Raw genomic sequence first — 22299 nt, 5'->3', positions numbered from 1 at the left:
TCTCAGTGGCCGCGTTCCGCGCCGCCGTTGACCTGGATGATCTGCGAGGTGATGTGTGCGGCGCCCGGGGAGGCCAGCCAGTGCAGGGTGGCGGCCACGTCCCCGGGCGTCCCGGCCCGGCCGTCGGACGTCTCGGCGACCAGCCGCGCCCGCCGCTCCTCGTCGATGCCGTCGCCGAAGAACGCGGTGTCCTCGATGTAGCCGGGCGCGACCACGTTGACCGTGATGCCGTGCGGCCCCAGCTTCCGGGCGAGGTCGTGGGCGTACGGGTGCAGCCCGGCCTTGGCCGCCGCGTACGCGAGCTGCCCGGACCCCCGGTAGGCGGCGATGGAGCTCAGGAACAGCACCCGCCCGCCGGGCTCGGCGAGCCGGTCCTTCAGGGCCTCCGTGAGCAGTACGGCGGTCAGCAGGTTGAGCCGGAAGTTGACCGTCCAGTGGTGGGCGACGGCGTCGAGCGGGTCGTCGCCCCGGGCCGGGGATTCGAGGAGCCCGTTGCCCCCGGCGCTGTGGATCAGCACGTCGACGGCCCCGAACTCCCGGCCCACGAAGCCGCTGACACCGCGCACGGCCACCGGGTCGGCGAGGTCGGCGGCATACACCGACGCCCCCGGCACCCCGGCCCCGGCCCGCTCCAGCACGCCCCGGCGCCGTCCGAGCAGCAGCACCTGGTCCCCGTCCGCGGCGAACATCTGTGCCGCCGCCAGCCCGATCCCCGTACCGCCCCCACTGATCACCACATTTCTCCTCATACCCAGACCCTACGAACAGAAGGCCGCGTCAGGCGACGAACTCACCGCATACTCCGCACATCCAGATGCCGCAGCACCCGGTCCACCACTCCGGGATCGGCCCCCGCCTCGCTCCGCGCCGCCAGCACCTCGTGCCGGGCGGCGCTCAGCATCTCGCCCTGGATCCGCCGCACCCGCTTCGCCCGCCGGGCCCGCTGCCGGTGGGACTCCCGCCGCTCGTCACCCGCCATGTCCGGATTGATCCGCATCCCGATGTCGAAGGCGCTCCGCAGCATCTGCTCGGACAGCTCCTCCGGCAGCTCCTCGACCTCCTCGATCTCCCGCAGCCGCCGCTTGGCCGCCCTCGCCGCCCGTACCGCGAGATCCCGCTCGTACGCCTTCTCCCGCCCGGTGTCGGCCTCCACCCCCAGCCGCTTCACCATCCACGGCAGGGTCACCCCCTGGAGCAACAGCGTCGTCATGATCACACCGAACGCGATGAAGATGATCTCGCTCCGGACGGGAAAGGCGTCCCCGGCATCGGTCTCCAGCGGAATCGCCAGCGCCAACGCCACAGAGGCCACCCCGCGCATCCCGGACCACCACATCACCACGGCCTCGCGCCAGCCGACCGGAATCTCCTCTTCGATGTCCCGGGCGGAGTGCAGCCGCTTTGTCAGCCAGGTCGCCGGAAGCAGCCACAGCAGCCGGACGAGGACGACCACGCCCACGATCGCCGTCGCCCAGCGGATCAGCTCGCCCCAGTGGCCGGCCGCGGTCCTGAGCGCGTTGTGCAGTTCGAGGCCGACCAGCCCGAACGCGACGCCGGTGACGAGCGTGTCGACGATGTCCCAGAAGGCGTGCCCGGCGAGCCGGGTCATGACGTCGTCGGCGTCGGTGGCGTACTCCACCAGGAACAGCGCGGTGGTGAGCACGGCGAGCACCCCCGAGCCGTGCAGTTCCTCGGCCAGGGCGTAGGCGGCGAACGGCACCAGCAGGCTCATCGCGATCTGCAGGGTCGTGTCGCCGAGCAGGCCCATCAGTTTGTTTGCCCCCCACCCCAGCGCGAGACCGACCGCGACCGCCACCACGGCGGACAGCACCAGTTCCAGCCCCGCCTTCCAGGGCGAGAAGGTGCCGCTCACGGCGGCGGCGATCGCCACGTGGTAGAGGACGATCGCCGTCACGTCGTTGAACAGGCCCTCGCCCTCCAGGATCGACACCAGCCGGCGCGGCAGCCCCAGCTTCCCGGCGACGGCGGTCGCCGCGATCGGGTCGGGTGGCGCGACCAGCGCGCCGAGGGCCACGGCGGCGGCCAGCGGCAGACCCGGCACGATCGCGTGTGCCACGACGGCCACACACAGCGTGGTGACGAACACCAGCGCCACGGCCAGCAGGAGAATCGGTCTGACGTTCGCGGCGAACTGGCGCCAGGACGTCCGGCGGACGGCGGCGTAGAGCAGGGGTGGCAACAGCAACGGCAGGATCAGGTCCGGCGGAATGTCGACGTTCGGGACGAACGGCAGCAGCGCCAGGGCGATCCCGAAGACCGTCATCAGCACCGGCGCCGGCAACCCCAGCCTGTCCCCGACCGGGACGCTCACCACGGCCCCGAGCAACACGGTGAACAGCAAGGCCAACTGATCCACGGTCAGTGCTCCGGGCGGGTCGACGGTCGGACAGCGGGCTTCCAGCCTGCCACGCCCATGCCCTCACCAGGCCGTTCGATGCCCCGGTTTTCGACGCCCCGGTTACAGAACGCGCCGCATCGCCCGGTGCGGCATGCCCGCGTCCAAGAATTCCGGCCCGTACGCCTCGTACCCCAGCCGCCCGTAGAACCCCAGGGCATGGGTCTGCGCGTGCAGGTCGACGGCGGTGAGTCCGCGCGCGCGGGCCGCCTCCTCGACGCCCCGCACCAGCGCCGCCCCGATGCCGAGCCCCCGCGCCCGGCGCATCACCGCGAGCCGGCCCAGGGCACCGGCCGACGCGTCACCGCCGTTCTTCGCGGCGGCGGCCTCGCCGTGCAGCAGACGCCCGGTGCCGAGCGCCGTGCCGTCCTCGCCGAGCGCCAGCACATGCACGGCGCCGGAGTCGTGCGCGTCGTACTCGAGGTTCTCCGGCACGCCCTGCTCGGCGACGAAGACCTCCTTGCGCACCGCGAAGCACGCCTCCCGGTCGCCGGGTTCCACCGCCTCACGGACCACGTACGGGGTGCTCACGCGTACGTCTCCTCCCGGACCTGGTCCAGCGCCTGCTGCAGGTCCTCGGGGTAGTCGCTGGTGAACTCCGCCCACAGGCCGTCCCCGGGATGCTCGAAGCCGAGCCGGACGGCGTGCAGCCACTGACGGGTCAGGCGGAGCCGCTTGGCGAGCGTGGGATCGGCGCCGTACGTCAGGTCGCCCACGCAGGGGTGCCGGTGGGCTGCCATGTGGACGCGGATCTGGTGGGTGCGGCCGGTCTCCAGTTTGACGTCGAGGAGGGAGGCGGCGCGAAATGCCTCGACGAGGTCGTAGTGCGTGACGGAGGGCTTGCCCTCGGCGATGACACCCCACTTGTAGTCGTGGTTCGGATGACGGCCGATGGGCGCGTCGATGGTGCCGCTGGTCGGGTCGGGGTGGCCCTGGACCAGCGTGTGGTAGCGCTTGTCGACCGTGCGTTCCTTGAACTGGCGCTTCAGCGACGTGTAGGCGTACTCGGACTTGGCGACCACCATGAGACCGGAGGTGCCGACGTCCAGGCGGTGCACGATGCCCTGGCGCTCGGCGGCGCCGGAGGTCGAGATGCGGTACCCGGCGGCGGCGAGACCGCCGATCACGGTCGGTCCGGTCCAGCCGGGCGAGGGGTGGGCGGCGACCCCGACCGGCTTGACGATGACGACCACGTCGTCGTCGTCGTGCACGATCTCCATGCCCTCGACGGGCTCGGCGACCACCTGGACCGGCGCGGGCGCCTGCGGCATCTCCACTTCGAGCCAGGCGCCGCCATGCACCCGCTCCGACTTGCCGACCACCGATCCGTCGACCGTGACCTTTCCCGCGGCGGCGAGCTCGGCCGCCTTGGTCCGGGAGAAGCCGAGCATGCGGGAGATGGCGGCGTCGACGCGCTCGCCCTCCAGGCCGTCGGGCACGGGCAGGGTACGGATCTCGGGAATGGTGCTCACCCGTCGAGTATGCCGGACCGGTACGACAACCCCGTACGCGCGTTCAGTCGGTCGGTCAGTCCTTGTGGACGGTCCCGTCCGGGTCGAGGCCCCGGAAGGACAGCAGGACGATCAGGATGCCGCCGCAGACGATCGCCGAATCCGCCAGGTTGAAGACGGCGAAGTGCTTGGGCGCGATGAAGTCCACGACCGCGCCCTGGAAGACGCCGGGGGAGCGGAAGACCCTGTCCGTGAGGTTGCCGAGGGCACCGCCGAGCAGCAGCCCCAGCGCGATCGCCCAGGGCAGGCTGTACAGCTTGCGGGCGAGCCGGACGATCACCACGATCACCGCCGCCGCGATCACCGTGAAGAGCACGGTGAAGGCCTCACCGAAACCGAAGGCCGCGCCCGCGTTGCGGATGGCCTCGAACCTCAGCCAGTCCCCGATGATCTCGATGGGCTCGTGGTGCTCCAGCTTGGCGACCACGATCATCTTGCTGATCAGATCGAGGGCGTAGGCGACGACGGCGACGGCGAACAGCACGGCCACCCGCCGCTTGCCGCGGGGGGTCCCGGCCGCCGCCTCCGCGTCCTGGGCATCGGCCCGGACCTCCTCGGCCCGGTCGTGCTCGGCACGGTCCTGCCCGTCCCGGTCCGCGTCCGGGGTCTCCGGCGTACCGATGATGCGCTCCGCCTCTGCCACGTGAGTCCCTCAACCTAGGTGCCTGACTGAGGACGAGGGTACGACACACCCCGCACGGCCCTCGTGCTCAGGAGGCATAAGGAGGTGATCAGTAGCGGCGCTCCTGCTTCTGCTTGCACTCGACGCACAGCGTGGCCCGGGGGAAGGCCTGCATACGCGCCTTCCCGATGGGATTGCCGCAGTTCTCACACAGGCCGTAGGTGCCGGCGTCCAGGCGCTGCATGGCGTGCTCGTACTGGGTGAGCATCTCGCGCGCGTTGGCGGCGAGCGCCAGTTCGTGCTCCCGCGTGATGTTCTTCGTACCGGTGTCGGCCTGGTCGTCGCCCGCGCCGTCACCGGAGTCCCGCATCAGGCCGGCCAGCGACCGCTCGGACGAGCTGATCTCCTCGCGCAGCCGCAGCACCTCGGTCCCCAGTTCGGCCCGCGCGGCCTCGACCTCCTCCGGTGTCCAGGGTTCCTCGCCCGGACGTACCGCGAGATCGCCGGGCTCCACCGCCTCGATCCGTGCCTTGGGCACGGCGGTCTTCGCCGCCGTCGCCGTACCAGGAGTCTTCTTAGCACCCACCGTGGTCGCTCCCGTCTGCGTCGCGGTCTGGGCCGCGCCCGCGTCAGTGGCCGTGCCGCGCCCGGCCATGTCCTGTGTGCCCCCGCCGGTCCTGGTGGTGCCCTTACGTGCGGCGCCCCGGTCGGTCCGCTCCCCGGTGCCCTCCGAGGCACCGGTCCGCCCGGCACCGGCCCTCGCGCCCTCACCGGCCGCTTTCCTGCCCGCGCTGCCGACCGCCGCCGCTGCGGAGACCGCCTTCTTCGCGGCCGCCTTCTTCCCCGCCGTTCCCTTCGCGGCCTTTCCCGCCGTCTTCTTCGCGGCCGCCTCCTTCGCGGCCGTTTTCTTCACGGCCGCCTTCTCCGCCGTCGCCTTCCCGCCCCCCTGGGTGTTCTTCCTCCTGCCCGCCCCCTCGGCTCCGCCGCCGGAAGCGGGCGCGGCCCTGCTGGACGCCGACTTCTCATCGGCGGTCTTCTTCGCCACCATGGCCGCGGCCCCTTCACATACTGTGATCTTGCGCGCGAATCGTGTTGGGACGATAAATCGACTCGAGCCCCGCGGCAACGGGGCACACCGCCCGATCCGCCCGCCCCGCCGACGCCGCGCGGCGGACTTGCATGCGTTGTGCCCAGCTCCCCGCCGGGTATGCCATCACACCAGACCTCCGAGAATCCGAACACACGTACCGCGCTATTCAGGTGCATGTCGCCCCATAGGGAGTCTCCGCGGCACCCGGGCGGCGGGCGTACGGCCCCCGCCTGCCGCCCGCCCGACAACCGGTCGGCCGCTGTCGCCTCCGCGCCGTACACTGGGCGGAGCGAGAAGCGTGGATGGGGACGAGTAGCGGCGTACGCAGCCCAGAGCGACCCGGGGACGGTGTGAGCCCGGGGGCGAGCCCGACGTGAAGATCACCCCGGAGCCGCCGGAGGAAAGTCCTGGACAGTGGGCTCGGCCCACGGCCCACCGGGCGAGTAGAACCGGCATCGCGACCCCAATGAGGGGGCTCACCGGAGCACACGACGCACCGGGGAGCCAAGGAGGGTGGTACCGCGGGAGCGCGCCGACGGCGGCGCAGGGATCGACACAGCTCTCGTCCCTCCGGACGGAAGGCAGCAAGTCCGCCGGAGGAAGCCCGCTGATGACAACGCCGACGTACCGACAGGTGCCAGCCCAGGTCGACCTGCCCGCCCTCGAGCACGCCGTGCTCGACTTCTGGCGGGAACAGAAGATCTTCGCCAAGAGCCTTGAGCAGTCCGAGGGCCGCCCCGAGTGGGTGTTCTACGAGGGACCGCCCACCGCCAACGGCATGCCGGGCGCCCACCACATCGAGGCACGCGTCTTCAAGGACGTCTTCCCCCGCTTCCGCACCATGCAGGGCTACCACGTGGGCCGCAAGGCCGGCTGGGACTGCCACGGTCTCCCGGTGGAGCTGGCGGTGGAGAAGGAACTCGGCTTCTCCGGCAAGCAGGACATCGAGGCGTACGGCATCGCCGAGTTCAACGCCAAGTGCCGCGAGTCGGTGACCCGCCACACCGACGCCTTCGAAGAGCTCACCACCCGTATGGGCTACTGGGCCGACCTCAACGACCCCTACCGCACCATGGACCCGGAGTACATCGAGTCCGTCTGGTGGTCGCTGAAGGAGATCTTCGGCAAGGGCCTGCTGGTCCAGGACCACCGTGTCGCCCCCTGGTGCCCGCGCTGCGGCACCGGCCTGTCCGACCACGAGCTGGCGCAGGGCTACGAGACGGTCGTCGACCCGTCCGTCTACGTCCGCTTCCCGCTCACCTCCGGCCCGCTGGCCGGCGAGGCCGCGCTCCTGGTGTGGACGACCACGCCCTGGACCCTGGTCTCCAACACCGCGGTCGCCGCGCACCCCGAGGTCACCTACGTCGTCGCCACCAACGGCACGGAGAAGCTCGTCGTCGCCGAGCCGCTGGTCGCCAAGACCCTCGGCGAGGACTGGGAGGCCACCGGTGAGACCTTCACCGGTGCCGAGATGGAGCGCTGGACGTACCAGCGGCCGTTCGAGCTGGTGGAGTTCTCCGCAGACTCCCCGGCCCACTACGTCGTCAACGCCGACTACGTCACCACCGAGGACGGTACGGGTCTGGTCCACCAGTCCCCCGCCTTCGGTGAGGACGACCTCAGGGTCTGCCGCGCCTACGGTCTGCCGGTGGTGAACCCGGTCCGCCCGGACGGCACCTTCGAGGAGAACGTCCCGATGGTCGGCGGCGTCTTCTTCAAGAAGGCCGACGAGAAGCTGACGGAGGACCTGGACAGCCGGGGCCTGCTCTTCCGGCACACCCCGTACGAGCACAGCTACCCGCACTGCTGGCGCTGCCACACCGCGCTGCTGTACTACGCGCAGCCGTCCTGGTACATCCGGACCACGGCCATCAAGGACCGGCTGCTCCAGGAGAACGAGAAGACCAACTGGTTCCCGGACTCGGTCAAGCACGGCCGGTACGGCGACTGGCTGAACAACAACATCGACTGGGCGCTGTCCCGCAACCGCTACTGGGGCACCCCGCTGCCGATCTGGCGCTGCGAGGACGACCACCTCACCTGCGTCGGCTCGCTCACCGAGCTGACCGAGCTGACCGGCACCGACCAGTCGGGCCTCGACCCGCACCGTCCGTTCATCGACGAGATCACCTTCGCCTGCCCGCAGGACGGCTGCGCGAAGACGGCCACGCGCGTGCCGGAGGTCATCGACGCCTGGTACGACTCGGGGTCGATGCCGTTCGCGCAGTGGGGCTATCCGTACAAGAACAAGGAGCTGTTCGAAGCCCGCTACCCGGCGCAGTTCATCTGCGAGGCCATCGACCAGACCCGCGGCTGGTTCTACACACTGATGGCGGTCGGCACGCTGGTCTTCGACGAGTCGTCGTACGAGAACGTCGTCTGCCTCGGCCACATCCTCGCCGAGGACGGCCGCAAGATGTCCAAGCACCTGGGCAACATCCTGCAGCCGATCCCGCTGATGGACCGGCACGGCGCGGACGCGGTCCGCTGGTTCATGGCGGCCGGCGGTTCCCCGTGGGCTGCTCGCCGGGTGGGGCACGGCACCATCCAGGAGGTCGTCCGCAAGACACTCCTGACGTACTGGAACACGGTCGCCTTCCAGGCGCTGTACGCGCGCACCTCCGGCTGGGCCCCGTCCGAGGCCGACCCGGCGCCTGCCGACCGTCCGCTGCTGGACCGCTGGCTGCTCTCCGAACTGCACGCGCTCACCGACCAGGTGACCCGGGCGCTGGAGGGCTTCGACACCCAGCGCGCCGGCAAGCTGCTGTCCGCGTTCGTCGACGACCTGTCCAACTGGTACGTCCGCCGTTCCCGGCGCCGCTTCTGGCAGGGTGACAAGGCCGCGCTGCGCACCCTGCACGAGGTCGTGGAGACGGTCACCAAGCTGATGGCCCCGCTGACCCCGTTCATCACCGAGCGGGTCTGGCAGGACCTGGTCGTGCCGGTCACCCCGGGCGCCCCGGAGTCGGTCCATCTGTCCTCCTGGCCCGAGGCGGACCTGACCGCGATCGACCCGGAGCTGTCCACACAGATGGTGCTGGTGCGCCGCCTGGTGGAGCTGGGACGGGCCACCCGCGCGGAGTCGGGGGTCAAGACCCGCCAGCCGCTGAAGCGCGCCCTGATCGCGGCGGGCGGCTTCGGCGCCCTCCATCCCGAGCTGCACACGCAGATCACGGAGGAGCTGAACGTCGAGTCCCTGGCGTCCCTCTCCGAGGTGGGCGGTTCGCTGGTGGACACGACGGCGAAGGCCAACTTCCGCGCGCTGGGCAAGCGGTTCGGCAAGCGGGTCCAGGACGTGGCCAGGGCCGTCGCGGACGCGGACGCCGCCGCGCTGTCCCTGGCGCTGCGCGAGGGCTCCGCCTCGGTGGAGGTCGACGGTGAGACGATCACCCTCGCCCCGGACGAGGTGATCATCACGGAGACCCCGCGCGAGGGCTGGTCGGTGGCGTCCGACGCGGGTGCCACGGTCGCCCTGGACCTGGAGATCACCGAGGAGCTGCGCCGCGCGGGCCTGGCCCGGGACGCGATCCGGCTGATCCAGGAGGCCCGCAAGAACAGCGGCCTCGACGTGGCCGACCGGATCGCCCTGCGCTGGACGGCCACGGAGGCCGCCACCGTCGCGGCCCTGACCGAGCACTCCGCTCTGATCGCCGAAGAGGTCCTGGCGACGGACTTCGCCCAGGGCGAGGCGGACGACTCCTACGGGCAGGCGTTCACGGACGAGGGCCTGTCCCTGAGGTTCCGGCTGCGCAAGGCGTAAGCACACCGGGCACCCGCCCGGCGCGTCCCGCGTCGCCCAGCACACCCGAGGGCCCGGGTCCGCCGAATTTTCTCGGCGGACCCGGGCCCTCGGCGTGGTGTCCGCCGGGCAGCTGCCCCGGGCCTCGAACAACCGCCGCAAAGAACCCGAACGCGCGTAGCACAAGGGCGGGGCCCCGGGTTGTCGAACCCCGGGGCCCCGCCCTGAACGCTGCCGGCCGCCAGGCCGTACTCATGGCCGTGAGGCCGTCAGTTGTCGTCCTCGTCGATCAGGAACCCGCGCATCGGCGAGGGGGCCTGGCCCATCGGCGACGGCCCCTGCGGGCGCACCGGCGCCATGGGCTGGGTCATCGCCGGCTGCATCTGCTGCTGGCTGCCGTAGGACGGACCGGGCTGGGCGCCCGGACCGCCGCCCATCGGCTGGTTGCCGCCATAGGACGGCGCACCGGCACCGGCCGGAGCCATCGAGGGCGCCGGGGACGGCGGCAGCGACGCGGCGGCCGGCTGACGCGGCGGGGCGAGCGAGTCGTCCGCCTGGGTCTCCAGCTGACGCAGCTGCGACTCCAGGTAGGACTTCAGCCGCGTGCGGTACTCGCGCTCGAAGCCGCGCAGGTCCTCGACCTTGCGCTCCAGCGTGGCGCGGGCGGACTCCAGGGAACCCATCGCGACGCGGTGCTTCTCCTGCGCGTCCCGCTCCAGGGCGTCCGCCTTGGCACGGGCGTCACGTTCGAGACCCTCGGCACGCGAACGCGCCTCGCCGACGATCTTGTTGGCCTCGGAACGGGCCTCGGCGATCGCCTGGTCGGCGGTCTGCTGGGCCAGCGAGAGCACGCGGGCCGCGCTGTCGCCACCGGGGCCGCCCTGCTGGCCGGGGAGGCCGGGAGGGCCGCCCATGGGGCCGCCGTGGCCGCCCATCGGGCCACCGGGACCGTGACCCATCTGCCCCTGCATCGGGCCGCCCTGACCCATCGGGCCGCCCTGCCCCATCTGCCCCTGCATCGGGCCACCCTGACCCATCGGGCCGCCCTGCCCCATCTGCCCCTGCATCGGGCCACCCTGACCCATCGGGCCGGGACCCTGCGGGCCACCCTGACCGCCGGGGCCGGCAGGCAGCTGCGGCGCACCGCTCGGCAGCTGGGGCGGACCACCCATGGGGCCACCCATCTGCTGCTGCGGCGGGCCCGATATGCCGGCGGGCACCGGTCCGCCGGGACCTCGCATGCCCTGCTGGGGCATGCCCTGAGGTGGCTGCCCCTGCTGCCCCTGCTGTTGCTGCTGGTCCTGTGGTTCAGGAGGCTTGCGCATGTTCTGCTGGTTCTGGGCAGCGGCGCGCGTGGCCGCGGCCAGTTTGGCGCGCAGGTCCTCGTTCTCTCGGAGCAGGCGCGTCAGCTCGGCTTCGACCTCGTCGAGGAAGGCATCGACCTCGTCCTCGTCATAGCCTTCTCGGAGGCGGACGGTCGTGAACTGCTTGTTCCGCACGTCCTCGGGGGTCAACGGCATCTCTTCACCTCAACGTAGTCATCGGCAGTCGGCAGGCCCATGTCGTCCACAGTCACCTCAGCGCACTGCCCACGAGGTAGATCAGGATGTAGACAATGATCATCAGCACGAAGAAGGACAGGTCGAGCGCCACGCCCCCGAGACGCAGCGGCGGGATGAACCGCCGCAGAAGCTTCAGCGGTGGATCGGTGACAGTGTAGGTGGCCTCCAGGACGACCACCATCGCCTTGCCGGGTTGCCACGAGCGGGCGAACTGGAAGACATAGTCCATGACCAGGCGGAAGATGAGCACGATGAGGAACACCATCAGCGCGATGTAGATCACCTGCGCGAACACGCTCATGGTCTGTTGATCCCTCTCCCCTGTGCCGTACTTCTGTCCGGTCCTGCGTCTCAGCTCTGGTTGAAGAACCCGCCCTCTGCGATACGGGCCTTGTCCTCCGCCGTGACATCGACGTTAGCAGGCGACAACAGGAACACCTTCTGCGTCACCCGCTCGATGCTGCCGTGAAGACCAAACACCAAACCGGCCGCAAAGTCGACAAGTCGCTTCGCGTCCGTGTCATCCATCTCGGTAAGATTCATGATCACCGGAGTGCCCTCACGGAAGTGTTCCCCGATGGTACGGGCCTCGTTGTAGGTCCGCGGGTGCAGTGTGGTGATCCGGTAAGGCTCTCGCTCCGACACGACCTTGGGCATGATCACCGGTGCGTTCTTCTCCAGGTTCGCGCGTTCTTGTGTGATGGATGCCACGGGCGCGATGCGCGCCGGGCGTGCCGATTCAGCGGGAAGCGAAGCGGACCGGGCAACCGGTTCGCGGGGCGGGGGCGGTTGCGCGACTCGCACCTCTTCGTCCCTTTGAAGTTGATGCGCTCCGTGCAACTGGTGTGACGGTTCGTGCCGCCGGCGATCCCGCTCGGGCTCCGGGTCGAGTTCGGGTTCGAAGTCGTCGTCTGGGTCAAATCCGCGGCCGTCGTACCCATCGTCCTCCACGAGGCCGAGGTAGACCGCCATCTTGCGCATCGCGCCGGCCATGCTCCGTGCCCTCCGCTCTGTGGTGGATCCGCTGACGACCGCCGAGTGCCCGCGATCCACAAGGTCCTCAAGTCCGCCAATCAGCGGCAATGACCATATTTTCTACTGTGGTCCGACTTCCTGGCGACGTTACCCGAGCCTGGGGCGGACTCCGAGTACCGCACTGCCGACGCGCACATGTGTCGCTCCGGCCGCAACAGCCTGTTCGAGATCCGCACTCATCCCCGCGGAGACCATTTTCGCAGCCGGATGAGCCCTGCGCAGGTCGGTCGACAAATCCATCAAGCGCTCGAACGCCGCCTGTTGCCGCCCGGCGTACTCCCCGGTGAGCGGGGCGACGGTCATCAGCCCGTCCAGCCGCAGCCCTTCGGCCCCGGCGATCAGATCGGCCAACTCCGCGACGTCGCCCGGCGCGACACCGCCGCGCTCACCCCGGCCCCTTCCCGCCGCAGGCTCATCGGCGTCGAGCGCGACCTGGACCAGACAGCCGAGTTCGCGTCCGGTCCGCACGGCCTCCTTGGCGAGAGCCGTGACAAGGCGGGCACGGTCGACGGATTGCACGAAATCCGCGTAACCGACCACGGATCGCACCTTGTTGGTCTGGAGTTGTCCGACAAAGTGCCAAGAAAGGGGCAGATCAGAGCATTCGGCCGCCTTGGGGGCGGCGTCCTGGTCACGGTTCTCGGCGACATGACGCACACCGAGTTCCGACAGAATCCGCACATCGCGGGCGGGGAAGGTCTTGGTGACCACGATCAGGGTCACCTCGTCGCGCCCGCGCCCGGCGGCCGCGCACGCGGCGGCGATTCGTCGCTCCACATCCGCGAGGTTCGCGGCGAGTTCTTCCTTACGGTCCGTCATACCCCATCAGTCCAGCCACACATAGCCTGCGAGCCGCCCGGTGGAGCGGTCGCGCCGGTACGAGAAGTGATCGTCCGACTCCAGAGTGCACACCTGCGACCGCTCGCGGTCGCGCACCCCGAGCCGTTCGAGCTGGGCGTGCACGCCCCCGGCCACATCGACCGCCGGCGTACCCCAGCTCGTCTCGGCGTGCGCCGCCGGTTCGACGGCGGCCACGTCGGCCCGCATCTCCTCCGGCACCTCGTAGCACCGGCCGCAGACGGCGGGCCCGGTGCGGGCGACGATCCGGGCCGGATCGGCGCCGAGTCCGGTCATGGCCCGCACGGCGGCGGGGACCACTCCCGCGACCAGTCCGGGCCGTCCCGCGTGGGCCGCCGCGGCGACACCCGCGACGGGGTCGGCGAGCAGCACCGGCACGCAGTCGGCGGTGAGCACGGCCAGGGCGAGGCCCCGTCGCGCGGTGACGACCGCGTCGGTCTCGGGAACCGGACGGTCGCCCCACGGCGCGTCGACCACCTCCGTGTCGGCGCCGTGCACCTGGTTCATCCACACCACCCGGGCCGGGTCGAGACCCAGGGACTTCGCGGCCAGTTCGCGGTTGACGCGTACGGCGTCGGGGTCGTCGCCGACCGCTCCGCCGAGGTTGAGCTCCGCATACGGAGCGGCGCTCACCCCGCCCCACCGGTTGGTGAAGGCGAAGTGCGCGCCGCGCACGCTCTCGCGCAGTCCTCTCACTTGAGGAAGTCCGGGACGTCCAGTTCCTCGGCCGCGCTGTCCGAGTAGGCCCTCGTCGGCGGGACCGGCGGCTGGGCCACCGGGATGTCACTGACCGGCTCGGGGGCCGACTCCGGCTCCTCCCTGGGCGTGACGCTGCCGAGCGAGCCGAAGGACGGCCTGCTCTCGGGCTGCCGCGCGGGGGCGGGCTCCTCGCGCTTGGCCGAGGACGAGCCCAGGACGTTGTCCCGCTTGGACGGCGGCTGGCCGCCGTCGAAGCCGGCCGCGATCACGGTGACCCGGACCTCGTCGCCCAGGGCGTCGTCGATGACCGCGCCGAAGATGATGTTGGCCTCCGGGTGGGCGGCCTCGCTGACCAGCTGGGCGGCCTCGTTGATCTCGAACAGGCCGAGGTCGGAGCCGCCGGAGATGGAGAGCAGCACGCCCCGGGCCCCGTCGATGGAGGCTTCCAGCAGCGGTGAGGAGATCGCCATCTCGGCCGCCGCCACCGCGCGGTCGTCGCCGCGGGCCGAACCGATGCCCATGAGGGCCGAACCGGCCTCGGACATGACCGACTTGACATCGGCGAAGTCGAGGTTGATCAGACCGGGCGTGGTGATGAGGTCGGTGATGCCCTGGACGCCGGAGAGCAGGACCTGGTCCGCCGACTTGAAGGCGTCCAGGACCGAGACCTGGCGGTCCGAGATGGACAGCAGCCGGTCGTTGGGGATGACGATGAGGGTGTCGACCTCTTCGCGGAGCTCGGCGATGCCGTCCTCCGCCTGGTTGGCGCGGCGCCGGCCCTCGAAGGTGAACGGTCGGGTGACCACGCCGATGGTGAGAGCGCCGAGCGAGCGGGCGATGTTGGCCACGACGGGGGCGCCGCCGGTGCCGGTGCCGCCGCCTTCACCGGCCGTCACGAAGACCATGTCGGCCCCCTTGAGGACCTCCTCGATCTCCTCGCGGTGGTCCTCGGCCGCCTTGCGGCCCACAGCCGGGTTGGCTCCGGCGCCGAGTCCGCGGGTGAGTTCACGGCCGACGTCGAGCTTGACGTCGGCGTCGCTCATCAACAGGGCTTGCGCGTCGGTGTTGATGGCGATGAACTCGACGCCCTTGAGACCGACCTCGATCATCCGGTTGATGGCATTGACACCACCGCCGCCGACACCGATGACTTTGATGACTGCGAGGTAGTTCTGCGGTGCTGCCACGTCGAAGGCCTCTCGCCTCGAGTTACGTGTCGCCGTCTCACGGCCTTGCCGTGATCCGACGACTGATGCCGATGGGGACGGTCCGTATCACCGACCCGAACCCTAACGTTGAAGTTTAGGGTTACCAGTGTGCCTGCTCCCTGGAGTCTTCCGAACAGGACACTAAGTCGACAAGTGGCGCGCGTTCAACGAACACGCCGAACCTCCCGTTTTTCTTTTCACCCTATGTGATCAGCCGTGGCACCGCCCAACCAGGGGGTTGACCTGCACTGATGTACGTCAACCCGCTGATGACGCAGGGGCGGTGGGAACACTCACGTCGAAGTGCCGTGCGTCCGGCGCCGCCTTCAGCAGAGCGGTGAGGGTGCGACCCTTCGCGGCGCCCTCCTCCGCGCTCCCCCAGGCCACCTCCCTGCCGCCCGTCAACTTCAGCGAGATGTCGTCGTAGGTACGGACGTTGACGCTCCGGGTGGCACGGGCGACGGAGTCCGGGACGTCGCGGGCGACCCGCACCGCCTCCCGCACCAGCCGCCCCTCGTCAAAGCGGCGCAGACTCGCGGCCGTGGTGCCGCTTCGGCGGACGGTCAGTTCCAGCCGGGGAACGCCGTGCGGGGCCTTCGAAACCGTGGCGTACCGGACACCCTCGGCGTCGATCTCGATGAACTCCCCTCCCTTTTCCATCAGGAGAACCGGGGTGCGCTCGGTGATTTTCAACCCGATTCCGTGCGGCCAGGAACGAACCACGTCAACTGTTCCGATGCGGGGCAATTCCTGGCGGAGTCGCGAGGCGATCGTCTCGGTGTCCACCATGGCCAGCGGGTCCCCGACGGGAACCTCGGCGGCCTCGCGCACCTGCCCGGGGGTCAGGACACGGGCCCCGGACACGGAGACCCGCTCCACCCTGGCCAGGTCGGAGCCGTACAACAGCCAGAACGTCCCGCTCCCGAGGAACACCAGGGCGACGGCCAGGAGGATGATCAGACGAAGGTGCCGCCGCCCCCACCGCCTGACGGGCGGCGGGCCGGATGACTCCCGCTGACGTTCACCGCGCTCGGCGGTCGTCGATCCGGCCACGAGTCCTGCCTCCCGTCATCCGCGTTCACCCACGCGTCCAGGGCCTGTCCTAGTGCCGCGCGCGGGCGGCGATCGCCTCGTACACCATGCCGACGAGCAGGTCGTCGGCGTCCCGGCGGCCGAACTCGGCGGCGGCGCGGGACATCTCGTACAGCCGGTGCGGGTCGGACAGCACCGGCAGCACGGTCTGCCGCACCCACTCCGGCGTCAGCTCCGCGTCGTCGACCAGCAGGCCGCCGCCGGCCTTGACCACCGGCTGGGCGTTCAGCCGCTGCTCGCCGTTGCCGATGGGCAGCGGGACGTAGGCGGCCGGGAGCCCGACGGCGGAGAGTTCGGCGACGGTCATCGCGCCCGCGCGGCAGAGCATCATGTCGGCCGCTGCGTACGCGAGGTCCATCCGGTCCAGGTAACTTACCGGGATGTAGGGGGGCATTCCCGGCATCTGCTGTACCTGGGGCAGTTCGTTCTTCGGGCCGACCGCGTGCAGGATCTGGATCCCGGCCTGCTGCAGCCACGGCGCGACCTGCTGGACGACCTCGTTCAGCCGGCGGGCGCCCTGCGAGCCGCCGGAGACCAGCAGCGTGGGCAGGTTGGGGTCGAGCCCGAACGCGGCGCGGGCCTCGGGGCGCACGGCGGCCCGGTCCAGGGTGGCGACGGAGCGGCGCAGCGGAATCCCGATGTAGCGGGCGTCGCGCAGCTTGCTGTCCGGGGTGGAGACGGCGACCTGGGCCGCGTACCGGGAGCCGATCTTGTTGGCCAGGCCAGGGCGGGCGTTGGCCTCGTGGACGATGATCGGCACACCGAGCCGCTTGGCGGCGAGGTAGGCCGGCAGCGCGACATAGCCGCCGAAGCCGACCACGGCGTCCGCCTTGGTGCGTTCCAGGATCTGCTCCGTCGCCTTGATGGTGCCGCGCAGCCGGCCCGGGACGGTGATCAGCTCGGGGGTGGGCTTGCGCGGCAGCGGTACGGCGGGGATCAGCGCCAGTTCGTACCCGCGCTCGGGTACCAGACGTGTCTCGAGGCCGCGTTCCGTGCCCAGGGCCGTGATGCCCACGGTCGGATCCTGCCTGCGCAGGGCATCCGCGAGGGCGAGCGCGGGCTCGATGTGGCCCGCGGTTCCTCCGCCGGCGAGTACGACATGCACCGAAATTCACCGCTCTCCGGACGAGCGTGCCGCCGTGGCGCGCCGTCGCATCGTGTTCCATCTCCGGGACTGCTGAGATTCCCCGGCCCGCTTTCTACCAAAGCGAGGTTGCCGCATCGCAAGCGCCGCCCGCGCAGCGGGCTCGTCACGCGCGAAGGCGATCAGCAGCCCGATGGCGAACATGGTCGGCAACAGGGCGGATCCTCCGTAGGAGAACAGCGGGAGCGGGACACCGGCGATCGGCAGCAGTCCGAGGACCGCACCGATGTTGATCACGGCCTGGGCCGTGATCCAGGTGGTCACGCCTCCCGCGGCATACCTCACGAAGGGGTCCTCCGTGCGTCCGGCCACGCGGATACCCGCATAGCCTAGGGCCGCGAACAGGGCGAGTACCGACAGCGTCCCCGCCAGGCCCAGTTCCTCACCGGTGACGGCGAAGATGAAGTCAGTGTGGGCTTCTGGCAGTTGGCCCCATTTCTCCACACTCGCACCCAGTCCGGAACCGAAGATCCCGCCGGACGCGAGAGCGTAGATCCCGTGCACGGCCTGCCAGCAGTCGACGGGGCCCGCCTGGGGCTCGGTGGCGCCGAGGCAGGCGAGCCGGGCCATGCGGTTCGGGCTGGTCCTGATGAGGAGCGCGCCGATCAGCGCGGCGACGGCCAGCACGCCGGCGAACAGCCTTGTGGGGGCCCCCGCCAGCCAGAGCAGGCCGAACAGGATCGCCGTCAGGATGATCGCCGTGCCCATGTCGCCGCCCAGCATGATCAGTCCGAGCAGCATGAAGGCGGCCGGTACGAGCGGCACCAGCATGTGCTTCCACTGGGCCAGCAGCCGCTTGTCCTGCTTGCGGGCGAGCAGATCGGCGCCCCACAGCACCAGGGCGAGCTTGCCGAACTCACTGGGCTGGAGCTGGAAGGAGCCGCCGAGGTCGATCCAGTTCTGGTTGCCGTTGACCGCCATCCCTATCCCCGGCACCTGCACCAGGACCATCAGGCAGACGGCGCCCGCGAGGATCGGGTAGGCCAGCGCCCGGTGCAGCCTCACCGGCATCCGGGCGGCCGCGAGCAGCAGCACGGCCCCGATGCCGGCGGCCAGGAGCTGCTTGCGGAAGAAGTACGAGCCCGGAAGCGACTTCTGCAGCGCGGTGATCTGGGAGGCCGAGTAGACCATCACCAGGCCGAGCACGGTGAGCAGCGCGCTGCCGCCGAGGATCACGTAGTAGGCGGTCAGCGGCCGGTCCCAGGCCCTGCGCGCCCGCGTGTAGAGGGTACGGACGGTGTTCTCGCGGGCGGGCCGGGGCACGACGGGCGGGCGGGGTGCCCGCCGCGCGGGCGGCCGTCCGGTGCGGCTACTGGGCATGGCGGCCTCCGCCGTGCGCCCCACGGTGCCTCGACGGTCCCACAGGTCCCTCCCAAGGTCGCCCGGCGCAGGCGGCCGGGTCAGGCACCGAGTTCGCGCACCGCCTGTGCGAACGCCTCACCGCGCCTGTTGTAGTTGGCGAACATGTCCATCGAGGCGCAGGCCGGGGCCAGCAGCACCGTGTCGCCGGGCCGTGCGAGCCGCTTCGCCTCCTGGACAGCCTGGAGCATCGCCCCAGTGTCGGTCCGGCCGAGGTCGACCACGGGTACCTCCGGGGCGTGTCGCGCCAGGGCTTCGCGGATCAGCTCGCGGTCCCGGCCGATCAGGACGGCGCCGCGAAGCCGCTTCGCCGACCCCGCGACCAGTTCGTCGAAGGTGGCGCCCTTGGCGAGTCCGCCGGCGATCCACACGATCGACTCGTAGGCCGCCAACGACGCCTGTGCCGCGTGCGTGTTGGTCGCCTTGGAGTCGTCGACGTAGGAGACCCCGTCCACGTCGGCGACGCGCGCGATGCGGTGCGCGTCCGGGGTGAAGGCCCGCAGCCCGTCCCGTACGGCCGCCGCCGGTACCCCGAAGGCGCGCGCGAGGGCGGCCGCGGCAAGGGCGTTGGCGATGTTGTGCGGGACGGGCGGGTCGACGTCGGTGACCTCGGCGAGCTCCTGGGCGTTCTTGTGCCGGTCCTCGACGAAGGCGCGATCGACCAGGATGCCCTCGACGACGCCGAGTTGGGAGGGGCCGGGGGTACCGAGGGTGAAACCGACGGCGCGGCAGCCCTCCTCGACGTCGGCAGCGCGGACCAGGTCCTCGGTGGCCTTGTCGGCGACGTTGTAGACGCAGGCGACCCGATTGCCCTCGTAGGCACGGCCCTTGTCGGCGGCGTACGCCTCCATGGAGCCGTGCCAGTCGAGGTGGTCGGGGGCGAGGTTCAGCACCGCCGCCGAGTGCGCGCGGGGGAGGACGCCCAGTGGAGCTGGTAGCTGGACAGTTCCACGGCGAGCACGTCGTACTGCTCCTCGCCGAGCACCGCGTCGAGGAGCGAGACGCCGATGTTGCCGACGGCGGCCGTACGCAGGCCCGCGGCACGAAGGATCGACGTGAGCATCTGGACGGTCGTGGTCTTGCCGTTGGTGCCGGTGACCACGAGCCAGGGTGCCGCGTCGGGCTTCCTGAGCCGCCAGGCGAGTTCGACGTCGCCCCACACCGGCACCCCGGCCTCGTCCGCCGCCGCGAACAGCGGCTTGTCCGGCTTCCAGCCGGGGGCGGTGACGATCAGCTCGGTGCCGTCGGGCAGGGTCGCACCGTCACCGAGGCGCACGGCGATGCCGAGCGCCTCCAGTTCGGCGGCCTGCTCGCGCGCGCGTGCGTCGTCGCCGTCGTTGACGACGATGACCCTCGCGCCGAGCCCGTGCAGCACCTTCGCCGCCGGGACGCCGGAGACGCCGAGCCCGGCGACGGTGACGTGCTTGCCCTGCCAGTTGGTCACTTGTCCGCTGCCCATCCCGCGTAGAAGAGGCCGAGTCCGACGATCACACAGATGCCCTGGATGATCCAGAAGCGGACCACCACAAGGACTTCGGACCACCCCTTGAGTTCGAAGTGGTGCTGGAGTGGCGCCATGCGGAAGACGCGCTTCCCGGTGAGCTTGAAGGAGCCGACCTGGATGACCACCGACATGGTGATGAGGACGAACAGGCCGCCCAGGATGGCGAGCAGCAGCTCGGTGCGGGAGCAGATCGCGAGGCCCGCGAGGACACCGCCGAGCGCGAGCGAACCGGTGTCACCCATGAAGATCTTGGCCGGTGAGGTGTTCCACCACAGGAAGCCGAGGCAGGAACCCATCAGCGCGGAGGCGACCACCGCGAGGTCGAGGGGGTCCCTCACCACGTAACAGGCACCCGGGTTGGTCAGGGTCTGCGCGTTGACGCACGACTCCTGGAACTGCCAGACGCCGATGAAGGTGTAGGCGCCGAAGACCAGGACGGAGGCACCGGTGGCCAGACCGTCCAGGCCGTCCGTCAGGTTCACGCCGTTCGACATCGCGAGGATCATGAACAGCGCCCAGACGACGAACAGCACCGGGCCGATCGTCCAGCCGAAGTCGGTGATGAACGACAGCTTCGTGGACGCCGGGGTGTTGCCCTGGTTGTCCGCGAACTGCAGCGAGAGCACCGCGAACGCGATACCGACGATCAGCTGGCCGGCCATTTTCGCTTTGGCCCGCAGGCCCAGCGAACGCCGCTTGACGATCTTGATGTAGTCGTCCAGGAAGCCGACGATGCCCATGCCCACCATGAGGCCGAGTACCAGCAGACCCGAGAAGGTCGGCGACGCGTCGACATCGGGGTCCAGGGAGCCCGTGATCACCTTGGCCAGGAAGTATGCGGCGACCGTCGCCAGGATGAAGGCGATACCGCCCATGGTCGGCGTACCGCGCTTGCTGGCGTGCTCGCGCGGGCCGTCGTCACGGATGTACTGCCCGTACCCCTTGCGTGCGAGCAGCTTGATCAGCAGCGGGGTGCCGACCAGCGTCAGGAAGAGGCCAATGACTCCTGCGAACAGGATCTGCTTCATCATCGGGCGACGACCTCACCCTCGGAATCGGTCGCGAGCAGCGCCTGCGCCACGCTCTCGAGACCGACCGAACGGGACGCCTTCACGAGAACGACGTCTCCCTGGCGCAATTCACTGCGCAACAGGTCGACAGCCGCCTGTGCGTCGGACACGTGCACCGACTCCTCACCCCACGAACCCTCGTTATATGCGCCCAGTTGCAGCCAGGCGGCTTCCCTGCCCCCGACCGCGACGAGCTTGCTGACGTTGAGCCGGACGGCGAGCCGTCCGACCGCGTCGTGCTCGGCGAGCGCCTCGTCCCCGAGCTCGGCCATCTCGCCGAGCACCGCCCACGTACGGCCCCCCTTCGCCTGTGAGGCTTTGCCCATGGCCGCGAGCGCGCGCAGGGCGGCTCGCATGGACTCGGGGTTCGCGTTGTAGGCGTCGTTGACGACCGTCACGCCGTCCGGGCGCTCGGTGACCTCCATCCGCCAGCGGGAGAGGGAGCCCGCTTCGGAGAGCGCGAGTGCGATCTCGTCTGCGGACATGCCCAACTCGTGGGCGACGGCGGCCGCGGCGAGCGCGTTCGACACGTGATGCTCACCGTACAGGCGCATGGTCACATCGCTTGCACCGGAGGGTGTGTGAAGCCTGAACGAGGGCTGTCCGCTGTCCATGAGTCGCACGTTCTCGGCCCGAACGTCCGCTTCGTCGGTCTCGCCGAAAAGGAGCACCTTCGCCTTCGTACGGGGCGCCATGGCGCGTACGAGCGGGTCGTCCGCGTTGAGGATCGCGGTGCCGCCCTCCTCGGCCGGCGGCAGGGCCTCCACCAATTCGCCCTTGGCCTGGGCGATCTGCTCGCGGCCGCCGAACTCGCCGATGTGGGAGGTCCCGACGTTGAGCACCAGGCCGACCTTCGGGGGTGTCAGACCGGCGAGGTAGCGGATGTGGCCGAGCCCGCGGGCGCCCATCTCCAGCACGAGGAACTTCGTCTCCTCGGTGGCGGTGAGCGCGGTCAGCGGTAGCCCGATCTCGTTGTTGAGGGAGCCGGGGGTGAAGACGGTCGGCGCCTTGCGCCGCAGCACCTGCGCGATGAGGTCCTTGGTGCTGGTCTTGCCGGACGAGCCGGTCAGTGCGACGAGGGTCGCGCCGAGGCGCCGTACGACGTGCCGGGCGAGGGCGCCCAGCGCCGTCTGGACGTCGTCGACGACGATCGCGGGCACGCCCACGGGGCGGGAGGCGAGCACGGCGGCCGCGCCCGCCTCGACGACCGCGGCCGCGAAGTCGTGGCCGTCCACGCGTTCGCCGACGAAGGCGACGAAGAGGCTGCCCGGACCCGCTTCCCGCGAGTCCCGGACGACACCTCCGGTGACCTGGACGGACGGATCCGGTATGTCGTGCGTCTGCCCGCCGACGACTTCTGCGATCTCGGCGAGGGAGAGGGCGATCACAA

The 22299-nt window shown here is 70.5% G+C and carries 18 protein-coding genes and 1 pseudogene; 1 reads left to right on the top strand and 18 read right to left on the bottom strand.

What is annotated here, in order from left to right:
* Positions 1-2: 2 nt before the first annotated feature.
* The 6 genes from WJ438_RS30195 to WJ438_RS30170 all read right to left on the bottom strand — a co-directional run bounded on the left by WJ438_RS30195 (position 3) and on the right by WJ438_RS30170 (position 5597).
* A complete protein-coding gene (locus tag WJ438_RS30195) occupies positions 3-749 on the bottom strand; it encodes an SDR family NAD(P)-dependent oxidoreductase (protein ID WP_406728030.1) in 747 nt (248 codons plus the stop codon).
* Between the two features lie 41 nt (positions 750-790).
* Positions 791-2377, bottom strand: coding sequence for a Na+/H+ antiporter (locus WJ438_RS30190; RefSeq protein ID WP_406728029.1), 1587 nt, complete (start codon positions 2375-2377; stop codon positions 791-793).
* A gap of 102 nt (positions 2378-2479) precedes the next feature.
* Positions 2480-2947 carry a GNAT family N-acetyltransferase gene (locus WJ438_RS30185; RefSeq protein WP_406728028.1) on the bottom strand — a complete coding sequence of 156 codons (468 nt, stop codon included), beginning with the start codon at positions 2945-2947 and terminating at the stop codon, positions 2480-2482.
* Positions 2944-3888: an RluA family pseudouridine synthase gene (locus WJ438_RS30180; protein ID WP_406728027.1), complete on the bottom strand. Its 945-nt coding sequence runs from the start codon at positions 3886-3888 to the stop codon at positions 2944-2946. The genes WJ438_RS30185 and WJ438_RS30180 overlap by 4 nt, the downstream gene beginning before the upstream one ends.
* A 55-nt stretch (positions 3889-3943) precedes the next feature.
* A complete protein-coding gene (gene lspA, locus WJ438_RS30175) occupies positions 3944-4570 on the bottom strand; it encodes a signal peptidase II (protein ID WP_406728026.1) in 627 nt (208 codons plus the stop codon).
* An 88-nt stretch (positions 4571-4658) separates the two neighbouring features.
* Positions 4659-5597 (bottom strand): TraR/DksA family transcriptional regulator, encoded by a 939-nt coding sequence (locus WJ438_RS30170; protein WP_406728025.1) that lies wholly within the window; start codon positions 5595-5597, stop codon positions 4659-4661.
* 652 nt (positions 5598-6249) lie between these two features.
* Here WJ438_RS30170 and ileS point away from each other — a divergent pair.
* On the top strand, positions 6250-9399 hold the full coding sequence (ileS, locus tag WJ438_RS30165) for an isoleucine--tRNA ligase (RefSeq protein WP_406728024.1): 3150 nt from the start codon (positions 6250-6252) through the stop codon (positions 9397-9399).
* A 248-nt stretch (positions 9400-9647) separates the two neighbouring features.
* Here the strand turns inward: ileS and WJ438_RS30160 are convergent, their stop codons facing one another.
* The 12 genes and pseudogenes from WJ438_RS30160 to murF all read right to left on the bottom strand — a co-directional run bounded on the left by WJ438_RS30160 (position 9648) and on the right by murF (position 22297).
* Positions 9648-10898, bottom strand: coding sequence for a DivIVA domain-containing protein (locus tag WJ438_RS30160; protein WP_406728023.1), 1251 nt, complete (start codon positions 10896-10898; stop codon positions 9648-9650).
* Positions 10899-10950: 52 nt separating this feature from the next.
* Complete coding sequence (locus WJ438_RS30155; protein WP_406728022.1) at positions 10951-11241, bottom strand: YggT family protein; 291 nt, start codon at positions 11239-11241, stop codon at positions 10951-10953.
* 50 nt (positions 11242-11291) lie between these two features.
* Entirely contained in the window at positions 11292-11933 is a 642-nt protein-coding gene (locus tag WJ438_RS30150; protein WP_406728021.1) for a cell division protein SepF, read from the bottom strand.
* A 129-nt stretch (positions 11934-12062) separates the two neighbouring features.
* On the bottom strand, positions 12063-12794 hold the full coding sequence (locus WJ438_RS30145; protein WP_406728020.1) for a YggS family pyridoxal phosphate-dependent enzyme: 732 nt from the start codon (positions 12792-12794) through the stop codon (positions 12063-12065).
* 6 nt (positions 12795-12800) lie between these two features.
* Entirely contained in the window at positions 12801-13529 is a 729-nt protein-coding gene (pgeF, locus tag WJ438_RS30140; protein ID WP_406728019.1) for a peptidoglycan editing factor PgeF, read from the bottom strand.
* A complete protein-coding gene (ftsZ, locus tag WJ438_RS30135; protein WP_406728018.1) occupies positions 13526-14719 on the bottom strand; it encodes a cell division protein FtsZ in 1194 nt (397 codons plus the stop codon). The genes pgeF and ftsZ overlap by 4 nt, the downstream gene beginning before the upstream one ends.
* 279 nt (positions 14720-14998) lie before the next feature.
* Positions 14999-15793, bottom strand: coding sequence for a cell division protein FtsQ/DivIB (locus WJ438_RS30130; protein ID WP_406728017.1), 795 nt, complete (start codon positions 15791-15793; stop codon positions 14999-15001).
* 49 nt (positions 15794-15842) lie between these two features.
* Complete coding sequence (gene murG, locus WJ438_RS30125) at positions 15843-16937, bottom strand: undecaprenyldiphospho-muramoylpentapeptide beta-N-acetylglucosaminyltransferase (protein WP_406728016.1); 1095 nt, start codon at positions 16935-16937, stop codon at positions 15843-15845.
* A 6-nt stretch (positions 16938-16943) separates the two neighbouring features.
* Positions 16944-18296, bottom strand: a complete 1353-nt coding sequence (gene ftsW, locus WJ438_RS30120) for a putative lipid II flippase FtsW (RefSeq protein WP_406728015.1) — start codon at positions 18294-18296, stop codon at positions 16944-16946.
* 80 nt (positions 18297-18376) lie between these two features.
* Positions 18377-19794, bottom strand: a pseudogene (murD, locus tag WJ438_RS30115) (UDP-N-acetylmuramoyl-L-alanine--D-glutamate ligase).
* On the bottom strand, positions 19776-20867 hold the full coding sequence (mraY, locus tag WJ438_RS30110; protein ID WP_406729851.1) for a phospho-N-acetylmuramoyl-pentapeptide-transferase: 1092 nt from the start codon (positions 20865-20867) through the stop codon (positions 19776-19778). Before mraY ends, murD begins: the two are co-directional and overlap by 19 nt.
* Positions 20867-22297 (bottom strand): UDP-N-acetylmuramoyl-tripeptide--D-alanyl-D-alanine ligase, encoded by a 1431-nt coding sequence (gene murF, locus WJ438_RS30105; RefSeq protein WP_406728014.1) that lies wholly within the window; start codon positions 22295-22297, stop codon positions 20867-20869. Before murF ends, mraY begins: the two co-directional genes overlap by 1 nt.
* Positions 22298-22299 lie beyond the last annotated feature (2 nt).

The sequence above is a fragment of the Streptomyces sp. GD-15H genome, from assembly GCF_045291515.1.
GTDB lineage: Bacteria > Actinomycetota > Actinomycetes > Streptomycetales > Streptomycetaceae > Streptomyces.
The sequence above is the reverse complement of the archived record's forward strand: the minus strand, read 5'-3'. Positions and strand labels throughout refer to the sequence as shown.